The organism is Cupriavidus sp. SIMBA_020 (assembly GCF_046535395.1).
In the GTDB taxonomy this organism is placed as follows: domain Bacteria; phylum Pseudomonadota; class Gammaproteobacteria; order Burkholderiales; family Burkholderiaceae; genus Cupriavidus; species Cupriavidus campinensis.
Window position 1 is genome coordinate 247,683 of record NZ_JAWRWU010000007.1, and the last position, 18,168, is coordinate 265,850.

The window sequence follows — 18,168 nt, forward strand, 5'->3', positions numbered from 1 at the left end:
CGAGCGGGCGCGGGGCCAGTACCGGCAAGGCCCCGCGGGGTATTCGCAGAGTGCTTAAATCGGATCTTAAAAAGTCTCAATTGTCTTTAAGGGGAGCCGCACATACAGTGCGAGTGAGGCAGTTTCCTCCACCTGCAGAACGCTCCCCGTATCTGTCAGGCCATTTGAAAGCGCGGCACACGCCGCGCTTTTTTTTTGCCCGGCCGCCCCCACATCCCAGATTATTATGCTGGCCGCTGCATATGGTTATGCGGCGGGCGCCAGCAGCCTATTGGCCGTTCCTCTACAATCGGGGCGGACAATAAAGACGATCAATTAGGATGGATATGGTCCCGCATCTCATCACCGCGCTGAACGGTCCGCTGCTCGAACTCGAAAAGAAGATCCTGGACGCGACCCCGTCCATCGAGCGCTGGTTCAGGCTGGAATGGCAGGAGCATACCCCGCCGTTCTACTGCTCCGTGGACCTGCGCAATGCCGGGTTCAAGCTGGCGCCGGTGGATACCAACCTGTTCCCGGGTGGGTTCAACAACCTCGCCCCTGAAATGCTGCCGCTGGCCGTCCAGGCCGCCATGGCCGCGATCGAGAAGATCTGCCCGGACGCCAAGAACCTGCTGCTGATCCCCGAGCGGCACACCCGCAACATGTTCTATCTGCAGAACGTGGCGCGGCTGTCGCTGATCATGCGCCAGGCCGGCCTCAATGTGCGGCTCGGGTCGCTGTCCGAAGACATTACCGAACCCACCCCGATCGAGCTGCCCGACGGCCAGACGCTGGTGGTGGAGCCGCTCGCGCGGCTGGGCACCAAGGGCCGCCGGCTGGGGCTGAAGGATTTCGACCCCTGTTCGATCCTGCTCAACAACGACCTCTCGGCCGGCATCCCGCCCATCCTCGAGAACATCAACGAACAGTACCTGCTGCCGCCGCTGCATGCGGGCTGGTCCACGCGCCGCAAGAGCAGCCACTTCGCTGCCTATGACGAGGTGGCGAAGAAGTTCGCCAAGCTGATCGATATCGACCCGTGGATGGTCAATCCCTACTTCGCCCGCACCACTGGCGTGGATTTCCACGAGCGCGTGGGCGAGGAAGAACTGGCCGATGCCGTGGAAGGCGTGCTGAAGAAGATCGCCAAGAAATACCGCGAGTACGGCATCAAGGAAACGCCGTACGTGGTGGTGAAGGCCGATGCTGGTACCTATGGCATGGGTATCATGACCGTGCGCGACCCGTCCGAGGTCAAGGGCCTGAACCGCAAGGAACGCAACAAGATGAGCGTGGTGAAGGAGGGGCTGGAAGTCTCCGACGTCATCATCCAGGAAGGCGTGCACACCTTCGAGAAGGTGAACGAGGCAGTGGCCGAGCCGGTGGTCTATATGATCGACCGCTACGTGGTGGGCGGCTTCTACCGCGTGCACACGGGCCGCGGCAACGACGAGAACCTGAACGCGCCGGGCATGCATTTCGTGCCGCTGGCGTTTGCCCCGAACGGCATTCCGGACAGCCACGCCAAGCCCGGCGCGGCCGTGCCGAACCGCTTCTATATGTATGGCGTGGTGGCGCGGCTGGCGCTGCTGGCGGCCTCGCTGGAACTCGAGAAGACCGATCCGAACCCGATCATCTGAGCCAGGAACCCAGATCCCACCATGCGCATCCTGTTCATTACCGATCCGCTGGAGACCTTCAAGACGTACAAGGACTCCACCTACGCCATGATGAAGGAAGCGGCGGCGCGCGGGCACGAACTGTCGTTCTGCCTTCAGTCGCGACTGTCGCTGGACAATAACGTGGTGGAGGCGGTGACGCAGCCGCTGCGCGTCACAGACGATGCGACCGACTGGTTCCGCCTCGGCGACCCGGTGCTGGCGCCGCTGGCCACGTTCGACGCGGTGCTGATGCGCAAGGACCCGCCGTTCGACATGGAATATGTGACGAGTACGTGGCTTCTGGAGCTGGCCGAGGCGCAGGGCGCCCGCATCTTCAACAAGCCGCAGGCGATTCGCGACCACTCGGAGAAGCTGGCCATCGCCCGCTATCCGCAGTTCGTCACGCCGACCCTGGTCACGCGCGATGCGGACCGCATCCGCGCCTTCCATGCCGAGCACCAGGACATCATCGTCAAGCCGCTGGACGGCATGGGTGGCATGGGCATCTTCCGCGTGGGGCCCGATGCGATGAATCTTGGCGCGATCGTCGAGACGCTGGGCGACAACGGCGCCCGCACGCTGATGATCCAGCGCTACATTCCGGCCATCAAGCAAGGCGACAAACGCATCCTGCTGATCGGCGGCAAGGCGGTGCCGTACTCGCTGGCGCGGATTCCGCAGGGCACCGAGATCCGGGGCAACCTGGCCGCTGGCGGGCTGGGGCGCGCCCAGGAACTGAGCGCGCGCGACCGCGAGATTGCCGAGACGCTGGCGCCGGGCCTGTTCAGTCAGGGCCTGCTGCTGGTGGGGCTCGACGTGATCGGCGACTGCCTGACAGAAGTCAATGTGACGAGCCCGACCTGTTTCCAGGAAATCACGCAGCAGACCGGCTTCAACGTGGCCGCGATGTTCGTCGATGCACTGGAAGCCGCCGTCAACAACAAATAAGACAGTCGGGCGACGCTAGGGCACCACACTCCGGGGACGGGGGCGGTATCGCGGGATTTGGCCGCGAGGCCGCCTGCTACAATTCGGGCAGTCCAACGGATTCACCATCATGGCAGGAATTCTGATCATCGCGCACGCGCCGCTGGCTTCGGCGCTGCGGGATTGCGCTGCCCACGTCTATTGCGGCCAACCGCCGCGCGTGGAGGCCATCGACGTCGTTCCCGACGCCGACCCCGCCGTGGTGCTCGCCGAAGCCCGGCGCCGCCTGGCCGCGGTCTCCGAGGCCAACGGCGCCCTGGTGCTGACCGATATTTTCGGGGCCACGCCGGCCAATATCGCCGCGCGCCTGGCCGATCCCGGCAAGGTCAAGGTGCTTGCCGGCGTCAATCTTCCCATGCTCGTGCGGGCGATCTGCTACCGCACCGAGGTGCTCGACCAGCTTGCCACCAAGGCGCTGGCCGGCGGCGCGCAGGGCGTGCTGCAGGTCGGCAACACCACCGTCCAGAACCAAACCGCCAATCATCCCGACAAATATGCTGCTGAGGGACACAACCATCATCAATAAGCTCGGGCTCCATGCCCGCGCCTCCGCCAAACTGACGCAACTGGCGGGGAGTTTCGCCAGCCAGGTCAAAATGTCCCGCAACGGTCGCCAGGTTGATGCCAAGAGCATCATGGGCGTCATGATGCTTGCGGCGGGCATTGGTTCGACGGTCACGATCGAGACCGATGGCCCCGACGAGACCGAGGCGATGGACGCGCTGCTGGCGCTGATCGCCAACCGGTTCGGCGAGGGCGAGTGAGTATCGACGCACAATACCGAATTCCTAAACGTTCCTGACGGAGCGGTTCATGCCTTTTGCCTTGCACGGCATTCCGGTTTCGCGAGGGGTCGCCATCGGGCGGGCCCACATCCTCGCGCCGGCTGCGCTCGACGTTTCGCACTATCTGGTCGATGAAGACCGGCTCGATGCGGAGGTGGAGCGATTACGCTCGGCGCGCGCCGCCGTGCGCGCGGAGCTGGTGACGCTCAAGCGTGACCTGCCGCGCGACGCGCCCGAGGAAATGGGCGCGTTCCTGGACGTGCACGCGATGATCCTCGACGACGAGGCGCTCTCGCGCGAGCCCGAGGCCCTGATCCGCCAGCGCCGCTACAACGCCGAGTGGGCGCTCACCACCCGCCTCGAGGAACTGATGCGTCAGTTCGACGAGATCGAGGACGAGTACCTGCGCGAGCGCAAGGCCGACATCCAGCAGGTAGTGGAGCGGATCCTGAAGGTGTTGGCCGGCGCACCGGTGCTGGCGCCGGCGCCCGTGCCGGCCCTGGCCCCGGACGGCGAGCCCGCGCCAGGCGTGATCGTCGTGGCGCATGACATCGGCCCGGCGGACATGCTGCAGTTCCGCCAGACCGTGTTCCATGGCTTTGTGACCGACCTGGGCGGGCGCACCTCGCACACGGCCATCGTCGCGCGCAGCCTGGACATCCCGGCCGCCGTGGGCGTGAAAAGCGCCAGCGAGCTGATCCGCCAGGACGACTGGATCATCATCGATGGCGACGCGGGGCTGGTCATCGTCGATCCGTCGGCAATCATCCTCGAGGAATACCGCCACCGCCAGAGCGAACGCGCGCTGGAAAAGAAGCGCCTGCAACGGCTGCGCCACACGCCTTCCGTGACGCTGGACGGGCTCGAGATCGAGCTGCTGGCCAATATCGAACTGGCCGAGGACGCCACCGCCGCGCTGGCCGCCGGCGCGGTCGGGGTGGGGCTGTTCCGCTCCGAATTCCTGTTCATGAACCGGCGCGATGCCATGCCCGACGAGGAGGAGCAGTTTGCCGCCTACCGTCGCGCGGTGGAGGCGATGCACGGCCTGCCCGTGACCATCCGCACCATCGACGTCGGCGCCGACAAGCCGCTGGACCTGCGTGGCGACGACTTCGAGACCGCGCTGAACCCGGCGCTCGGGCTGCGCGCGATCCGCTGGTCGCTGTCCGAGCCGGGGATGTTCCTGACCCAGCTCCGCGCGCTGCTGCGCGCCTCGGCGTTCGGCCCGGTGCGGCTGCTGATTCCGATGCTGGCGCACGCGAGCGAGATCGACCAGACGCTGGACCTGATCGCCCAGGCCCGGCGCCAGCTGGACGAGCGCGGCCAGCCGTACGACCCGAGCATGAAGGTCGGGGCGATGATCGAGATCCCGGCCGCCGTGCTGCTGCTGCCGTTGTTCCTCAAGCGCATGGATTTCCTGTCGATCGGCACGAACGACCTGATCCAGTACACGCTGGCCATCGACCGCGCCGACAACGCCGTGGCCCACCTCTACGACCCGCTCCACCCGGCCGTGCTGCAACTGATCGCCCGCACCATCCGGGAAGCCAACCGGGCTGGCGTGCCCGTGGCCGTGTGCGGCGAGATGGCGGGCGACCCGGCCATGACGCGTCTGCTGCTGGGCATGGGCCTGCGCGAGTTCTCGATGCACCCGGCGCAGTTGCTGCGCGTGAAGCAGGAAGTGATTCACGCTGACTGCGAGAGCCTCGGCCCGCTGGTGGACCGCGTGCTCAACTGCTACGAGCCCGAGGAACTGGCGGCGGCGCTGAAGCAGTTGGCGCCCTGAGTCCGACCCTCTCCGGTCTCACACAACCCTTGATTCCTTAGGGTTTTTGTCTGCGATGCTGGCGAACGCGGGGTCACTTTTTCATGCGAAAAGTGGCCCCGGAAAAGCATCCGTACCGCCTGTGTGGCGCCATACCCCCAAGGCGATTAATGGGAATTGTTATCATTCTGGTTCTCTGATATTCTGGTCTCCATCGCTGTTCGGCATGCCGGTGCCGACACCGCCCCCAGGAGGTATTTGTGTACGTCTGCATCTGCAACCAGGTTACCGACCACGAGATTCATGGCGCCGCCCATCTTGGCGTCTCGACCATGGACGAACTCGCCGAGACCCTCGGCGTGGGCACCTGCTGCGGCCGTTGCCGCGACTGCGCGAAGCAAGTGCTGTGCGAAGGCGTGGCCGCTGTGCAGACGATGCGTGCCTCCTCGGTATCGACCATCCAGGTCGTAGAGATTTCTTCCTGTTCCACGGCTACGTCACGTGCGATAATGGACACTCGTGACCCGGCAGTCGCGAACGATCAGCGTACCGCGCTGGTGGCCTGATCCGTTCGGGCTGTACCGCGGTTCCGACTGCAATGGGGCGCCACTTGGCGCCCCTTCGTGCTTTTGCGCGGGTCCGGTTGTCATGACAGGAGCCCCCTATGAAAGGTGACAAGAAAGTCATCCAGCATCTGAACGCCCAGCTCAAGAACGAGCTGACCGCGATCAACCAGTATTTCCTCCACGCCCGCATGTATCGGCACTGGGGCCTGAAGAAGCTCGGTGATGTCGAGTACAAGGAATCGATCGGCGAAATGAAGCACGCCGACCGCCTGATCGACCGCATCCTGATGCTTGACGGCCTGCCGAACCTCCAGGACCTGCACAAGCTGCTGCTCGGCGAAGACACCCCCGAGATGCTCAAGTGCGACCTGAAGCTCGAGCAGACCGCGCACGCCACCGTAAAGGAAGGCATTGCGTACTGCGAGTCGGTGGGCGATTACGTGAGCCGCGAGATCCTCGTGGACATCCTCACGGACACCGAGGAACACATCGAATACCTGGAGACGCAGCTCGACCTGATCGACAAGGTTGGCCTGCAGAACTACCTGCAGTCGCAGATGGAGCCGGGCGAGCAATAAGCCGCCGGCACACCGCGCGGTGCCTGGCGGCATCGCGCATCCGTGTGGAACGGGTTATTAACCGTTCTCATTCGGATTCTTTTCTTCATCCAGCATTCTCGGCAGCACATCGCGCAATCAGGCGAACCGGCGGGGAGGGGGCTCCACCGCCGGGATCGCCGGGCCGATGGCTCGCTAACGCTTCCGTTAGTGATGCCCGCCGCAGACCTCGCAGGCCGGCGTGCGCGCCAGCCGCATCGTGGTCCACTCCATCGACATCGCATTGACCATCAGCAGCCGGCCGGCCAGTGTCTGGCCGACGCCGGTCAGCAGCTTGAGCGCCTCCGCCGCCTGCACCGTGCCGACCATGCCGACCAGCGGGGCAAACACGCCCATCGTTGCGCAGGCGGCTTCGGGCGCCGGTTCCGAGGGCGGGAACAGGCAGCCGTAGCACGGGGCATCGGCATCGCGCAGGTCGAACACGCTGACCTGGCCGTCGAAACGCAGCGCGGCGCCCGAGACCAGCGGCTTGCGATGGGCGAGGCAGGCGCGGTTCACCGCGTGGCGTGTGGCGAAATTGTCACAACAATCGAGCACGACATCGGCGGCCGCCACCAGCGCGTCCAGTTCCGCATCGCCCACGCGCTGGGCGACCATCCGCACATCGACATCGGGATTGATCCGCAACAGCCCTTCCCGGGCCGACTCCACCTTGGGCCGCCCCACGTTGGCCGTGGTGTGCAGGATCTGGCGCTGCAGGTTGGTCAGGTCCACATCGTCATCGTCGACGATGGTGATGCGCCCCACGCCGGCCGAGGCCAGGTAGGGCAGCGCGGCCGCCCCGAGCCCGCCCGCGCCGATCACCAGCGCATGGCCCGCCAGCAGCCGCTCCTGGCCCTCGATGCCGAGTTCGTCCAGCAGGATATGGCGCGAGTAGCGCAGCAGTTGGTCGTCGTTCATGGTGCGGGGGTGCGAAAGTGCGGTCGTGCGATATCGTGCGCTGGAAACAACAACGGCCCGTCGGTGAGCACCGCGGGCCGTCGTCGGACTACCTGGATTCAGCGCGTCAGCGCGCCTTGCCAGTCGGCGTGCCCAGCGGCTCGCCAATCGGCGCGCTGGCGGGCGGCTGGCTGGCGGGCTTGGCCGGGGTCTTGTCAGCCGGCTTGGCGGCGGGTTTCGCCGGGGCCTTGTCGGCGGTCGGCGTGGCCTTGGCCTTGCCCGTGTCGGTGTCCGGCTTGCCGGCGGCCTGCGACGCCTCGAGCCGCGACTTCGACCGCTGTACCGGCTTGCCATTGAGTTGGGCGATGGCCTGCTGGAGCATGAAGTCGTCGGCCGAGCCGAATTCCACCGGCTTCTTGCGGCGATCCTTCTCGCGTTCCTCCGGCGTCTTCTTGGCGTTCTCTTCCTCGAGACGGCGCAGTTCGTCCACCCGGCGCTGCTCGCGCGCGTTCATTTCCGGCTCTTCCGACTCCTGCTTGTTGTGCAGGTGGCGCTCGGTGTCGATTTCGCGCGTGATCAGCGCGTCGTCCGGATCGCCCTCGGGATTCTGGTCGACCGGGATGTCCGGGCGGATGCCCTTGGCCTGGATCGACTTGCCCGTCGGCGTGTAGTAGTACGCGATGGTCAGCTTGATGCCGGTGTCATTGGTCAGCGGGCGCACGGTCTGCACCGAACCCTTGCCGAACGTGGTCTTGCCCATCAGCGTGGCGCGATGGTGGTCCTGGAGCGCGCCGGCCACGATTTCCGATGCCGAGGCCGAGTAGGCGTTGGTCAGCACGATCATCGGAATCTTCTTGAACAGCGGCGGGAGGTCCTTGAGCGGATCGTCCTCGAGCGACGAGAGGCGGTAGTTGTTGAAGGTGGCCTTGTAGACGCGCTTGGCATCGGGCACCTGGCCGTTGGTCGAGACCACGGTGGCATCTTCGGGCAGGAACGCCGCGGCCACGCCGACCGCGCCCTGCAGCACGCCGCCGCCGTTGTTGCGCAGGTCCAGGATCACGCCCTTGAGGCCCGGGTTCTTCTCGGCCATCTCGCGCAGGCGGCGGCCCAGGTCGGACACCGTGCGCTCCTGGAAGCTCGTCAGGCGGATCCACCCGATGGTGTTGTTGTCCAGCATCTTGGTCTTGACCGACTGCACGCGGATCTCCGCGCGCGTGATCGAGACCGGGAACGTGCGTTCCTCGCTCTTGCGGTAGATCGTCAGCGTGACCTTGGTGCCGGGCTCGCCGCGCATGCGCTTGACCGCCTGCTCCAGCGGCAGGCCGCGCACGGGCTTGTCGTCGATGCGGGTGATCAGGTCGCCCGGCTGGATGCCGGCGCGGAAGGCGGGGGTGTCCTCGATCGGGTTGATGACCTTGACCAGGCCTTCCTCCTGCGAGATCTCGATCCCCAGGCCGGCAAAGCGGCCGCGCGTGCCTTCCTGCAGTTCCTTGAAGTCCTTCTCGTCCAGGTAGGCCGAGTGCGGGTCGAGGCTGGCGACCATGCCCTTGATGGCTTCGGTCAGCAGCTTCTTGTCATCCACCGGCTCCACGTACTCGCGCTTGATCTGGCCGAAGATGTCGGACATCAGCCGGAGCTGGTCGAGCGGCAGGGGGCCGGACGAGTTCTGGGCCGTCGCCGAGATCTGCAGCGTGGCCAGCACGCCGGCAACGACGCCGACCGAGACTAGGCTAATGTTCTTGAGCGTCTTACGCATGTGGGGCAGCCTGAACAGTATGAGGATTGGCTAGGGGGGCGATCCGGGTGCCTGGCCTTCAGGCCGGCGGCGCCGGATTTGTCCGACAGTATAAGAGGGTGCGCAGAAAAAGGCCTGCGGGGGCTTGCGCGCCGGGTGGGCGCGGTCACACATGGCCATCGGCAACCCGCCCGCGCCTACCCGGACCAGACCGGGGCGGGCGCGGGCTGCGGCCTGTCGTCAGCGGGCCTTGCCCTGGTTGGCCACGGCCGCCAGCGAGGCGGCCAGGGCTTCCTGGTCGCCCAGGTAGTAATGGCGCAGCGGGCGCAGGTTGGCGTCCAGTTCGTAGACGAGCGGGATGCCATTGGGAATGTTGAGGCCGACGATGTCGTCATCCGAAATCTGGTCGAGGTACTTCACCAGCGCGCGGATGCTGTTGCCATGGGCGGCAATCACCACGCGCTTGCCCGATTGGATGTCCGGAGCGATCGATTCGTTCCACAGCGGCAGCACACGGGCCACGGTGTCCTTGAGGCATTCGGTCAGCGGCACCTGGTTGCGCGGCACGTTGGCATAACGCGGGTCGTTGAACGCGGCGCGTTCATCGTCCGGTTGCAGCGCGGGCGGCGGGGTGTCGTAGCTGCGGCGCCAGACCAGGACCTGCTCGTCGCCGTACTTGGCGGCGGTCTCGGCCTTGTTCAGGCCCGACAGCGCGCCGTAGTGGCGTTCGTTCAGGCGCCATTCGTTGCGCACCGGAATCCACATTTCGTCCATTTCGTCCTGCACGTACCAGAGCGTGCGGATGGCGCGCTTGAGCACCGAGGTGTAGGCGATGTCGAAGCCATAGCCCGCTTCCTTGAGCAGCTTGCCGGCCTGCCTGGCCTGGGCGGCGCCGGTTTCGGTCAGGTCGACATCGACCCAGCCGGTGAAGCGGTTTTCGAGATTCCACGTGGATTCGCCGTGGCGGATGAGAACGAGCTTGTACATGCTGCTTCCAGGGTAGTAAGTGACCTGCGGCGCCCGCCCGCAAATAATGACGGGGGCGCGAAACCGCGTATTTTATAATGCCGCCGACCCAACCCAACGGAATGCCATTGTGAATTTCTTCGCCGATTACAACAACCTGGCCCTGATCGCCATCGCCGTGGTCTCCGGCGGCCTGCTGGCCTGGCCCCAGATCAAGAGCGGCACGGGCGGCAAGCGCCTCAATACGGCGGCCGCCACGCAGCTGATCAACCGGCGCAATGCGGTGGTCGTGGACATCCGCGACGCCGCCGAGTTCGCCAAGGGCCACATGCCGCAAGCGAAGAGTGCGCCACTTGCCGACCTGCCGTCGCGTGCCAGCGGCCTGGCCCGCGACAAATCCGTCCCCATCATCGTGATCTGCCAGACCGGCCAGCGCTCGGGCAAGGCCCAAGCAGCGTTGAAGGAAGCCGGGTACAGTGAGGTCTACGCGCTCGAAGGCGGCATGACGGCCTGGCAACAGGCCGGCCTGCCGGTCGTCAAGTAAGCGCGACAGCCCCATTTCACAGCAGCGAAGCGGCGCGGTACCGCCCGGGGCGGACCGCGCCGCCGCATTTTGAAGACAAGGAGAATCCGCATGGCCCGCGTCGTCATGTACAGCACGGTGGTGTGCCCCTATTGCCAGATGGCCGAACGGCTGCTGAAGCAACGGGGCGTTGAAGCGATCGAAAAGATCCTGATCGACCGCGAACCGGGCAAGCGCGAGGAAATGATGTCGCGCACCGGCCGCCGCACCGTGCCACAGATCTATATCGACGAGACCCATGTGGGTGGCTTCGACGACCTCTCGGCGCTGGACCGCCAGGGCGGCCTGATGCCGCTGCTGGCCGCCTGACCTGCAGGCTGTCCGCCCGCCCGCCGCCCATCGGATATCTGAGACGATTCTGATTCGGCGGCGAGCGGGTGAATTCGCCATCGGCGTCATGTACCATATGCGCTTTCCAGCCGGGCCCCGCGCCCGGCAGAGACCAAAAATCGATTCCAAACCGATTCAACCGGGAAGCCTTTCATGAGCGACGAGCAACAAGCCACCCAGCAGGACGATCAGCCCTTCTTCAACATCCAGCGCGTGTACCTGAAGGACATGTCGCTGGAGCAGCCGAACTCGCCGGCCATCTTCCTCGAGTCGGAAGCGCCGGCCGTGGAAGTGCAGGTCAACGTGGCCGCCGCGCAACTGCAGGAAGGCATTTTCGAAGTGGTGGTGACCGGCACGGTGACCACCAAGGTGCAGGACAAGGTAGCGTTCCTGGTGGAAGCCCACCAGGCCGGCATTTTCGACATCCGCAACGTGCCGGTGGAGCAGCTGGACCCGCTGCTGGGCATCGCCTGCCCGACCATCCTGTACCCGTACCTGCGCGGCAACGTGGCCGACGTGATCACGCGCGCCGGCTTCCAGGCGATTCACCTGTCGGAAATCAACTTCCAGGCGCTGTACGAGCAACGCCTGCAGCAGGCCATGGAAGAAGCTGGCCAGCAGGGCGGCGAGTCGGGCATCGTGATGCCTGATGGTTCGCAGGCACGCCACTGAGGCACCGGCAAAAACGATTCTGGCGTCGTTGCGCGGCCTTGCCGTACCACTTGTACTGTCTGCGGCCGCGCGCCTAGCCAGAACCGCTTCGCTTCGTTTTGCCGGCGCCTCAGGGTGCCAGGCAGAACGGGCGACTTAAAACGGGGCTTCGGCCCCGTTTTGATTTCCCCCGCCATACTGACGTTATCCGCCATTCCGCCAGAATCGCCATGAAACTGACCTTCCTCGGCGCCGGGGCCTGGGGCACCGCCCTGGCCAGCCACGCGGCCACCGTGCACGACGTGGTGCTCTGGGGCCGCGATGCCGCGCAACTGGCCGATATCGCGCAAACCGGCATGAACGCGGCCTACCTGCCCGGGGTGGCGCTATCCCCCCGCCTGGCCTGCGAAGCCGATTTCGATACCGCCGTGGATCACGCACTGGCAGACCCGGACGGGCTGCTGGTGGTGGCCACGCCGGTTTCCGGCCTGCGCGAGATGACGCGCCGGCTGGCCGCGCGCCATGCCGGCCGGCCGGCGCCGTTGGCCATGCTCTGGCTCTGCAAGGGCTTCGAGGCTGACACCCACGCCATGCCGCACCAGATGGTGCGCGAGGAGCTCGATGCGCTCGGCGTGGCGCCGGGCCAGATCGAATATGGCGTCCTCACCGGGCCGAGCTTCGCCAAGGAGGTAGCCCAGGGGCTGCCGTGTGCGCTGACGGTGGCGGGCACGTCCCATGCGCTGGCGGACCGGGCCCAGGCGGCGTTCCATCACCACGCCATGCGGATCTACGGCAGCGACGACCTGATTGGCGTGGAGGTGGGCGGCGCGGTCAAGAACGTGCTGGCGATTGCCACCGGCGCCAGCGATGGCCTGGGCCTGGGGCTCAACGCGCGTGCCGCGCTGGTCACGCGCGGGCTGGCCGAAATGACGCGGCTCGGGCTGGCGCTTGGCGGCCGCGTGGAGACCTTCATGGGCCTCGCCGGCATGGGCGACCTGATCCTGACCGCCACCGGCGACCTCTCGCGCAACCGCAAGGTGGGCCAGCAACTGGCGGGCGGCAAGACACTCGAGCAGGTGCTCGCCGACCTCGGCCACGTGGCCGAAGGGGTGCGCTGCGCCCAGGCGGTGGCGGCGCTGGCTGCCCGGCACGGCGTGGAAATGCCGATTACGCGCGCGGTCTGCGCGGTGCTGTTCGAGGGCCTGTCCGCCGCCGACGCCGTGGCGCAACTGCTCCAGCGCGACGCGCGGGACGAATAACGCAAGTAACGATGCCTAGCCGCCGCCAAGCCCTCGGGGCGATGATCGCCACGCTTTCCACGCTGTGCCTGGGCGCCGCGCCCGCGCTGGCCGAGACCTGGCCGTCGCGCCCCATCCGCATGATTGTGCCGTTCCCGGCGGGCTCCTCGCCGGACCTGATCGCCCGGATCGTCACCGAGAAGCTGGCCGTGGCGCTGGGTCAGCCGGTGGTGGTGGAAAACCGGCCCGGTGCGGGCGGCAATATCGGCACCGGCATGGTCGCCAAAGCCGCGCCGGACGGCAATACGCTGCTGTTTACGATCAACGGCCCGCTTGTCACGGCGCCGGCGCTCTATCGCCATCTTGGCTACGACCCGGTGCGGCAACTGGCGCCGGTGACGCTGGTGGCTACGTCGCCGAATGTGCTGGTCGTGGATGCGCGATTGCCTGTGCACACGCTGGCCGACTTCGTCGCGCTGGCCAAGGCCCGGCCGGGCGCGCTGAACTACGGGTCGGTGGGCAACGGGAGTGCGGCGCATCTGGCCATGGAGCAGCTCAAGACCATGGCCGGCATCGATCTCCAGCACGTGCCGTATCAGGGGTTTCCGCAGATTACTACCGCGATCGTCGGCGGGCAGGTGCAGGCCGGCTTCATGGTGCCCGCAATTGCCATGCCGATGGTGACCGCCGGCAAGCTGCGCCTGCTCGCCGTAACCTCCACCGGGCGTACCGGGCTGCTGCCGCAGGTGCCGACCGTGGCCGAATCGGGCTATCCGGGCTTCGAGGCCATCTCGTGGCAGGCCGTGCTGGCGCCGGCCGGGACGCCGGCGCCGGTGATCGACCGGCTGTACCGGGAACTCGTAACGATCATCGGCAGCGCCGACGTGCGCGAGAAGATGCGCGCCCAGTATTTCGTGCCGGCCGGTACCGCGCCGGCCTCGCTGCGCCAGACCATGGCCACCGAGACGGCCCGCTGGGCCAAGGTGATCCGCGCGGCGGGCGTGCAGCCCGAGGGCTAGGCGCCGCCCCAAGCCGCCAGGCGTTCTTCTGCCGTCAGGCGCCGCCTGCGAAGCCGTTCTGGCGCCAGGCCTCGAACACCACCACGGCCACGGTATTGGAGAGGTTCAGGCTGCGGTTGTCCGGCCGCATCGGCAGCCGGATGCGCTGGGTGGCCGGAAACCACTCGCGCCGCTCGGGCGCCAGGCCACGGGTCTCCGATCCGAACACAAACCAGTCCCCGGGACGGAAGCTGACCTGCCCGAACGGCGTGGAGCCGTGCGTGGTCAGGGCGAACATGCGGGCCGGATCGGGCTGCTCGGCCGCCATCAGGGCGTCCCAGTTTTCGTGCACGCGCATCGTCGCGTATTCGTGATAGTCCAGGCCCGCGCGGCGCATGCGGGCGTCCTCGAGCGGAAATCCGAGCGGCTTGACGAGGTGCAGCTGCGCCCCCGTGTTGGCGCACAGGCGGATCACATTGCCGGTATTCGGCGGAATTTCGGGCTCGACGAGGACGACGTTGAACATGGCGCAATGGCTGGAAAATCGGCCCCGAGCTTACCGCGCCAGGGGGTGGCTGTCATCCCGTGACTTTTTACGGGGTCCGCAGCGCAGGCAGGGCGGTCACGCGCCGGGCGCCGTGGGCCTTGAGGACGGCGGCGGCGGCACGCAAAGTGGCGCCTGTCGTCATCACATCATCGATCAGGGCGATGTGGAGCCCGTCGAGCCGCATCGGGCGGGCCAGGGCGAAGGCATCGCGCAGGTTGGCCTGGCGGGCGGGCAGGTCCAGCGTCAGCTGCGCGGCGGTGTCGCGGCGGCGGGTGAGCAGCGTGGCATCGGCGCGTACGCCGAGCCGCCGGGCCAGTGGGCGGGCAATCTCCCACGCCTGGTTGAAGCCGCGCGAGGCCAGCCGTTGCGGCGCAAGCGGCACGGGGACGATGAGATCGGGCAGGTCGGGCAGGGCGCGCAGGCGTTCGGCAAGCTGCGCGGCGATCCATCCCGCCACGGGCAATGCGGCGCCGAACTTCAGCCGCAGGATCAGGCGATCGAGCGGCTCGGCATAGTCGGCCAGCGTCACGGTGGCATCGAGCGGATCGTCAGGCACGCAGGCCGGGCAATGGCCGGTGGCCGGACTGGCGCACCGCTGGCAGCGGGGCCGCGCCGCCAGCAGCGATCCGGCGCAGGCGGCACAGACCACATCGCGCTGCATATCGGCGCAAATGGCGCAGGCGGAGGGGAGCAGGGACGGCAGCAGCCCGCCGAGCCAGCGCCCGGCAGCCCCGGCGGCGCGCGCGTATACTTGCGATCCTCGCGGTCCTGTCCGACCGCTCCCCACTGGTTCCGATTGTCCGTGTCCTTGCATGCCGCTGATTCTCCCGATGCCTGGTTGCCGCCCGCGCGGCTGACCCGGCTTGCCTTCGACCGCCGCAGCACCGCCTTCGGCCAGCTGGATTTCCTGCTCGGCGAGATCGGCCGGCGCATGCAGGAGCGCATGGAGGTGATCCGGCTCGCGCCCCGGCGCGCGCTCGATATCGGCTGCGGCCACGGGCAGGGCCTGGCGGGTTTGCGCGCGCGGTTTCCCGATGCGCAGATCGCGGGCCTCGATATTTCCGGCGCGATGCTGCGCGAAGCCGGCCAGCGCGATCCGCAGCGCCGCCCGGGCTGGATCGGCCGCATGCTCGGCAAGCGTCCGATGTTCGACCTGGTGCAGGGCGATCTTGCCACACTGCCGTTTGGCGGCGCCAGCTTCGATCTGCTCTGGTCCAACCTCGCGCTGCACTGGCATCCCGAGCCGCACCGCGTGTTCCCGGAGTGGCATCGCGTGACGGCCGACGAGGGCCTGGTGCTGTTCTCGCTGTTCGGCCCGGACACGCTGCGCGAGTTGCGCACGGCCTTCGGCGAGGTGGACCTCGATGCGCACACGCTCCGCTTCGTCGACATGCATGACATCGGCGACATGCTGGTGCACAGCGGCTGGTCCACGCCCGTGATGGACATGGAGACGCTGACCATCACCTACGAGTCCCCCGAGACGCTGCTGCGCGAGGTGCAGGCCTTCGGCGGCTTCCGGCGCCCGGGCCCGGCGGGGCTGCGCGGGCGCCGCTGGCATCGCGCCGTGCTGGACGCGCTGGAGCGCCAGCGCAACAGCGATGGCGTGATTCCGCTGACCTTCGAGATTGTCTACGGCCATGCGTGGAAGCTGGCGCCGCGCGGCCGGCAGGCTACCGACGATCAGGGCCGCGCGGTGGTGCCGATCGACAAGATCGGGCGGGCTTCGCCACGCCGCTGACACACCGCGCGGAAGGGCGCTCGGACCGTCGCGCAACAATGCGCGCGCACCGATTGTGTTGACTATCGGGGCTGTTGCAGCCATGCACAAAAACTTGAACTAGGCAAGCCCTCCGGTCAAATCCTCCCTTGTTCGAGTATGCGAAGCGCCATATAATGCGCCAGTTTGTCGCAGTGGTCCCCTGGCACAAGAACGCCCCCGGAATGCACTCCGCACGTGTGCCCGGGCGCGCCATTCGTCCCGGGTGTGCATCCGATGCAGAGTGGTTGGGCGATGCAAGACTTGGGTATCGCATTCCAGACGGCAGGAGTTGACTCCGGCGGAAATCACGACGGACGTCCCCCCTTGCCGAGCAACGACTGGCTGATGAAGCGGAATTGCTCGCTCTCCCCACGCCAGGTCGGCTGGTTCTACTTCTCCATCGTATGTATTTCCACTGCCATCGCGGTGTTCCTTGCCGCGTGGCATGGGGCCTGGCTCGTGCTGCCTTTCGCGGGGCTCGAGCTGCTCGGGCTGGGGATTGCCCTGCTGGCGTACGCACGCCATGCGACGGATTATGAACGCGTGAGTGTGACCGACGGCATGCTGGTCGTGGAGACAGCCAGCGCCAGTCGGGTCACGCGTGAGGTATTCAACCCGCGATGGGTGCGGGTGGAACTGGGTGAATCGTTCCGGGCGCTCGTGGTTCTGCGGTCGGACAAGCGCGTCGTGCGGGTGGGGTGTCATCTGGACCCGATACGGCGGCGCAAGTTCGCGCAGGAACTCGCAGCGGTCCTGCATTGCTTCTGAGAGGAAGGGAGGCAGGGCACGGCGGGGACAGATTTGAATCTGTAAATTGGGTAGATAAACAATGAAAATGTGGAAGAAGGCATCCGCAGCATGTCTGGCAGGTGCGTCCCTGCTTGCCAGCCAGGCGGCCTCCGCGGTCAGTGATATGCCAGGCGGCCCGGCCGTCCGACAGCTGAACCTGACCGAACCCGTTACAAAGATCGCCGAACAGATTCACTGGCTGAACTGGATGATGCTCATCATCTGCACGGTGATTTTCATCGCCGTGTTCGGCGTGATGTTCTATTCCATCTTCACGCACCGCAAGAGCCGCGGCGCCAAGTCGGCCGCGTTCCACGAAAGCATTACCGTGGAAGTGGTGTGGACCATCGTCCCATTCCTGATCGTGATCGCGATGGCGCTTCCCGCCACCAAGACCGTGGTCGCGATGAAGGACACCACCAACTCCGACATCACCATCAAGGCCACCGGCTACCAGTGGAAGTGGGGCTACGACTACCTGAAGGGGCAGGGCGAAGGCATCTCGTTCGTCTCCACCCTGACCACGCCGCGCGAGCAGATCAACAACGAGCAGCCGAAGTCGAACACCTACCTGATGGAGGTGGACAACGAGCTGGTGGTGCCGGTCAACAAGAAGATCCGCATCGTCACGACGGCCAACGACGTCATCCACGCGTGGATGATCCCGGCCTTCGGCGTGAAGCAGGATGCGATTCCCGGCTTCGTGCGCGACACCTGGTTCCGCGCCGAGAAGATCGGCGTCTACCGTGGCCAGTGCGCCGAGCTGTGCGGCAAGGAACACGCGTTCATGCCGATCGTCGTGCGCGTGGTCTCGGACGCCGACTACACCAAGTGGGTCGACGAGAAGAAGAAGGCGCTGGCCGCTGCGGCGGACGATCCCAACAAGACCTGGACCCTCGATGAGATGAAGGTGCGCGGGGAGAAGGTCTACGCGTCGAACTGCGCGGTCTGCCACCAGCCGAACGGCAAGGGCGCCGGCGCGTTCCCGGCGCTGGACGGCTCCAAGGTGGTGACCGGCCCGAAGGCCGGCCAGATGCACATCCTGCTGGAAGGACGCGGCGGCATGCCGTCCTGGAAGCAGCTGTCCGATACGGAACTGGCCGCGGCCATGACCTACACCCGGAATGCGTGGGGTAACCGGACTGGCGAGGTGATCCAGCCGGCCGACTTCGTGAACGCCCGCGCGGGCAAGTTCCCCGAAGGCGGTGGCGCACCGACGGCGGGCACCGCCGAGGCGGCGCCGAAGGCCAAGGCCGATCCGGCCCCGGCCACCTCCCCCGACAAGCAGGCCAGCCTCGCGGGCAACCGCGTCGCAGGCTGACCCGCA

Annotated in this window: 20 protein-coding genes; 15 read left to right on the top strand and 5 right to left on the bottom strand. The window is 66.6% G+C overall.

What is annotated here, in order from left to right; genetic code table 11:
• Window positions 1-326: 326 nt before the first annotated feature.
• The 7 genes from gshA (at window position 327) to bfr (ending at window position 6,324) form a co-directional block, all read left to right on the top strand.
• Complete coding sequence (gene gshA / locus SB751_RS16055; RefSeq protein ID WP_144198991.1) at window positions 327-1,622, top strand: glutamate--cysteine ligase; 1,296 nt, start codon at window positions 327-329, stop codon at window positions 1,620-1,622.
• Window positions 1,623-1,643: 21 nt separating this feature from the next.
• Window positions 1,644-2,591: a glutathione synthase gene (gene gshB, locus SB751_RS16060; protein WP_144198989.1), complete on the top strand. Its 948-nt coding sequence runs from the start codon at window positions 1,644-1,646 to the stop codon at window positions 2,589-2,591.
• A 109-nt stretch (window positions 2,592-2,700) separates the two neighbouring features.
• Window positions 2,701-3,156: a PTS sugar transporter subunit IIA gene (locus tag SB751_RS16065; RefSeq protein WP_144198987.1), complete on the top strand. Its 456-nt coding sequence runs from the start codon at window positions 2,701-2,703 to the stop codon at window positions 3,154-3,156.
• A complete protein-coding gene (locus SB751_RS16070; protein WP_144198985.1) occupies window positions 3,125-3,394 on the top strand; it encodes an HPr family phosphocarrier protein in 270 nt (89 codons plus the stop codon). The genes SB751_RS16065 and SB751_RS16070 overlap by 32 nt, the downstream gene beginning before the upstream one ends.
• A 49-nt stretch (window positions 3,395-3,443) precedes the next feature.
• A complete protein-coding gene (ptsP, locus tag SB751_RS16075; protein WP_144198983.1) occupies window positions 3,444-5,201 on the top strand; it encodes a phosphoenolpyruvate--protein phosphotransferase in 1,758 nt (585 codons plus the stop codon).
• Window positions 5,202-5,440: 239 nt separating this feature from the next.
• Window positions 5,441-5,746 (top strand): bacterioferritin-associated ferredoxin, encoded by a 306-nt coding sequence (locus SB751_RS16080; RefSeq protein ID WP_144198981.1) that lies wholly within the window; start codon window positions 5,441-5,443, stop codon window positions 5,744-5,746.
• Window positions 5,747-5,844: 98 nt separating this feature from the next.
• On the top strand, window positions 5,845-6,324 hold the full coding sequence (bfr, locus tag SB751_RS16085; protein ID WP_011296489.1) for a bacterioferritin: 480 nt from the start codon (window positions 5,845-5,847) through the stop codon (window positions 6,322-6,324).
• Between the two features lie 186 nt (window positions 6,325-6,510).
• Here the strand turns inward: bfr and SB751_RS16090 are convergent, their stop codons facing one another.
• The 3 genes from SB751_RS16090 to gpmA all read right to left on the bottom strand — a co-directional run bounded on the left by SB751_RS16090 (window position 6,511) and on the right by gpmA (window position 9,964).
• Window positions 6,511-7,263: a HesA/MoeB/ThiF family protein gene (locus SB751_RS16090; protein WP_144198979.1), complete on the bottom strand. Its 753-nt coding sequence runs from the start codon at window positions 7,261-7,263 to the stop codon at window positions 6,511-6,513.
• Between the two features lie 106 nt (window positions 7,264-7,369).
• On the bottom strand, window positions 7,370-8,998 hold the full coding sequence (locus SB751_RS16095; protein WP_144198977.1) for a S41 family peptidase: 1,629 nt from the start codon (window positions 8,996-8,998) through the stop codon (window positions 7,370-7,372).
• A gap of 219 nt (window positions 8,999-9,217) precedes the next feature.
• Complete coding sequence (gene gpmA / locus SB751_RS16100) at window positions 9,218-9,964, bottom strand: 2,3-diphosphoglycerate-dependent phosphoglycerate mutase (RefSeq protein WP_144198975.1); 747 nt, start codon at window positions 9,962-9,964, stop codon at window positions 9,218-9,220.
• Window positions 9,965-10,073: 109 nt separating this feature from the next.
• Here gpmA and SB751_RS16105 point away from each other — a divergent pair, with 109 nt between their 5' ends.
• From SB751_RS16105 to SB751_RS16125, 5 genes are all read left to right on the top strand, one after another.
• Window positions 10,074-10,487, top strand: a complete 414-nt coding sequence (locus tag SB751_RS16105; RefSeq protein WP_144198973.1) for a rhodanese-like domain-containing protein — start codon at window positions 10,074-10,076, stop codon at window positions 10,485-10,487.
• A 90-nt stretch (window positions 10,488-10,577) separates the two neighbouring features.
• A complete protein-coding gene (gene grxC, locus SB751_RS16110) occupies window positions 10,578-10,835 on the top strand; it encodes a glutaredoxin 3 (RefSeq protein WP_144198971.1) in 258 nt (85 codons plus the stop codon).
• Between the two features lie 174 nt (window positions 10,836-11,009).
• Window positions 11,010-11,528 carry a protein-export chaperone SecB gene (secB, locus tag SB751_RS16115; protein ID WP_092291614.1) on the top strand — a complete coding sequence of 173 codons (519 nt, stop codon included), beginning with the start codon at window positions 11,010-11,012 and terminating at the stop codon, window positions 11,526-11,528.
• 209 nt (window positions 11,529-11,737) lie between these two features.
• Window positions 11,738-12,766, top strand: a complete 1,029-nt coding sequence (locus SB751_RS16120) for an NAD(P)H-dependent glycerol-3-phosphate dehydrogenase (RefSeq protein WP_144198969.1) — start codon at window positions 11,738-11,740, stop codon at window positions 12,764-12,766.
• 11 nt (window positions 12,767-12,777) lie between these two features.
• The gene (locus tag SB751_RS16125) at window positions 12,778-13,764 is read left to right on the top strand and encodes a Bug family tripartite tricarboxylate transporter substrate binding protein (protein ID WP_144198967.1); all 987 of its coding nucleotides are present in this window, start codon (window positions 12,778-12,780) and stop codon (window positions 13,762-13,764) included.
• 34 nt (window positions 13,765-13,798) lie between these two features.
• Here the strand turns inward: SB751_RS16125 and trmL are convergent, their stop codons facing one another.
• Both trmL and SB751_RS16135 read right to left on the bottom strand, forming a co-directional pair.
• Window positions 13,799-14,269: a tRNA (uridine(34)/cytosine(34)/5-carboxymethylaminomethyluridine(34)-2'-O)-methyltransferase TrmL gene (trmL, locus tag SB751_RS16130; protein ID WP_149136802.1), complete on the bottom strand. Its 471-nt coding sequence runs from the start codon at window positions 14,267-14,269 to the stop codon at window positions 13,799-13,801.
• Between the two features lie 67 nt (window positions 14,270-14,336).
• Window positions 14,337-14,951 (bottom strand): ComF family protein, encoded by a 615-nt coding sequence (locus SB751_RS16135; protein ID WP_244844952.1) that lies wholly within the window; start codon window positions 14,949-14,951, stop codon window positions 14,337-14,339.
• Window positions 14,952-15,092: 141 nt separating this feature from the next.
• Here SB751_RS16135 and SB751_RS16140 point away from each other — a divergent pair, with 141 nt between their 5' ends.
• The 3 genes from SB751_RS16140 to coxB all read left to right on the top strand — a co-directional run bounded on the left by SB751_RS16140 (window position 15,093) and on the right by coxB (window position 18,162).
• Window positions 15,093-16,031 (top strand): methyltransferase domain-containing protein, encoded by a 939-nt coding sequence (locus tag SB751_RS16140; protein ID WP_144198963.1) that lies wholly within the window; start codon window positions 15,093-15,095, stop codon window positions 16,029-16,031.
• Window positions 16,032-16,304: 273 nt separating this feature from the next.
• On the top strand, window positions 16,305-16,820 hold the full coding sequence (locus SB751_RS16145; RefSeq protein WP_092291622.1) for a DUF2244 domain-containing protein: 516 nt from the start codon (window positions 16,305-16,307) through the stop codon (window positions 16,818-16,820).
• Between the two features lie 61 nt (window positions 16,821-16,881).
• On the top strand, window positions 16,882-18,162 hold the full coding sequence (coxB, locus tag SB751_RS16150) for a cytochrome c oxidase subunit II (protein WP_144198961.1): 1,281 nt from the start codon (window positions 16,882-16,884) through the stop codon (window positions 18,160-18,162).
• Window positions 18,163-18,168: the final 6 nt, after the last annotated feature.

Coding starts and splice junctions, on each gene's coding strand:
- gshA (WP_144198991.1), top strand. CDS start 327: ATGGTCCCGCATCTCATCACCGCGCTGAACGGTCCGCTGCTCGAACTC.
- gshB (WP_144198989.1), top strand. CDS start 1,644: ATGCGCATCCTGTTCATTACCGATCCGCTGGAGACCTTCAAGACGTAC.
- SB751_RS16065 (WP_144198987.1), top strand. CDS start 2,701: ATGGCAGGAATTCTGATCATCGCGCACGCGCCGCTGGCTTCGGCGCTG.
- SB751_RS16070 (WP_144198985.1), top strand. CDS start 3,125: ATGCTGCTGAGGGACACAACCATCATCAATAAGCTCGGGCTCCATGCC.
- ptsP (WP_144198983.1), top strand. CDS start 3,444: ATGCCTTTTGCCTTGCACGGCATTCCGGTTTCGCGAGGGGTCGCCATC.
- bfr (WP_011296489.1), top strand. CDS start 5,845: ATGAAAGGTGACAAGAAAGTCATCCAGCATCTGAACGCCCAGCTCAAG.
- SB751_RS16090 (WP_144198979.1), bottom strand. CDS start 7,263: ATGAACGACGACCAACTGCTGCGCTACTCGCGCCATATCCTGCTGGAC.
- SB751_RS16095 (WP_144198977.1), bottom strand. CDS start 8,998: ATGCGTAAGACGCTCAAGAACATTAGCCTAGTCTCGGTCGGCGTCGTT.
- gpmA (WP_144198975.1), bottom strand. CDS start 9,964: ATGTACAAGCTCGTTCTCATCCGCCACGGCGAATCCACGTGGAATCTC.
- grxC (WP_144198971.1), top strand. CDS start 10,578: ATGGCCCGCGTCGTCATGTACAGCACGGTGGTGTGCCCCTATTGCCAG.
- secB (WP_092291614.1), top strand. CDS start 11,010: ATGAGCGACGAGCAACAAGCCACCCAGCAGGACGATCAGCCCTTCTTC.
- SB751_RS16120 (WP_144198969.1), top strand. CDS start 11,738: ATGAAACTGACCTTCCTCGGCGCCGGGGCCTGGGGCACCGCCCTGGCC.
- SB751_RS16125 (WP_144198967.1), top strand. CDS start 12,778: ATGCCTAGCCGCCGCCAAGCCCTCGGGGCGATGATCGCCACGCTTTCC.
- trmL (WP_149136802.1), bottom strand. CDS start 14,269: ATGTTCAACGTCGTCCTCGTCGAGCCCGAAATTCCGCCGAATACCGGC.
- SB751_RS16135 (WP_244844952.1), bottom strand. CDS start 14,951: ATGCAGCGCGATGTGGTCTGTGCCGCCTGCGCCGGATCGCTGCTGGCG.
- SB751_RS16145 (WP_092291622.1), top strand. CDS start 16,305: ATGCAAGACTTGGGTATCGCATTCCAGACGGCAGGAGTTGACTCCGGC.
- coxB (WP_144198961.1), top strand. CDS start 16,882: ATGAAAATGTGGAAGAAGGCATCCGCAGCATGTCTGGCAGGTGCGTCC.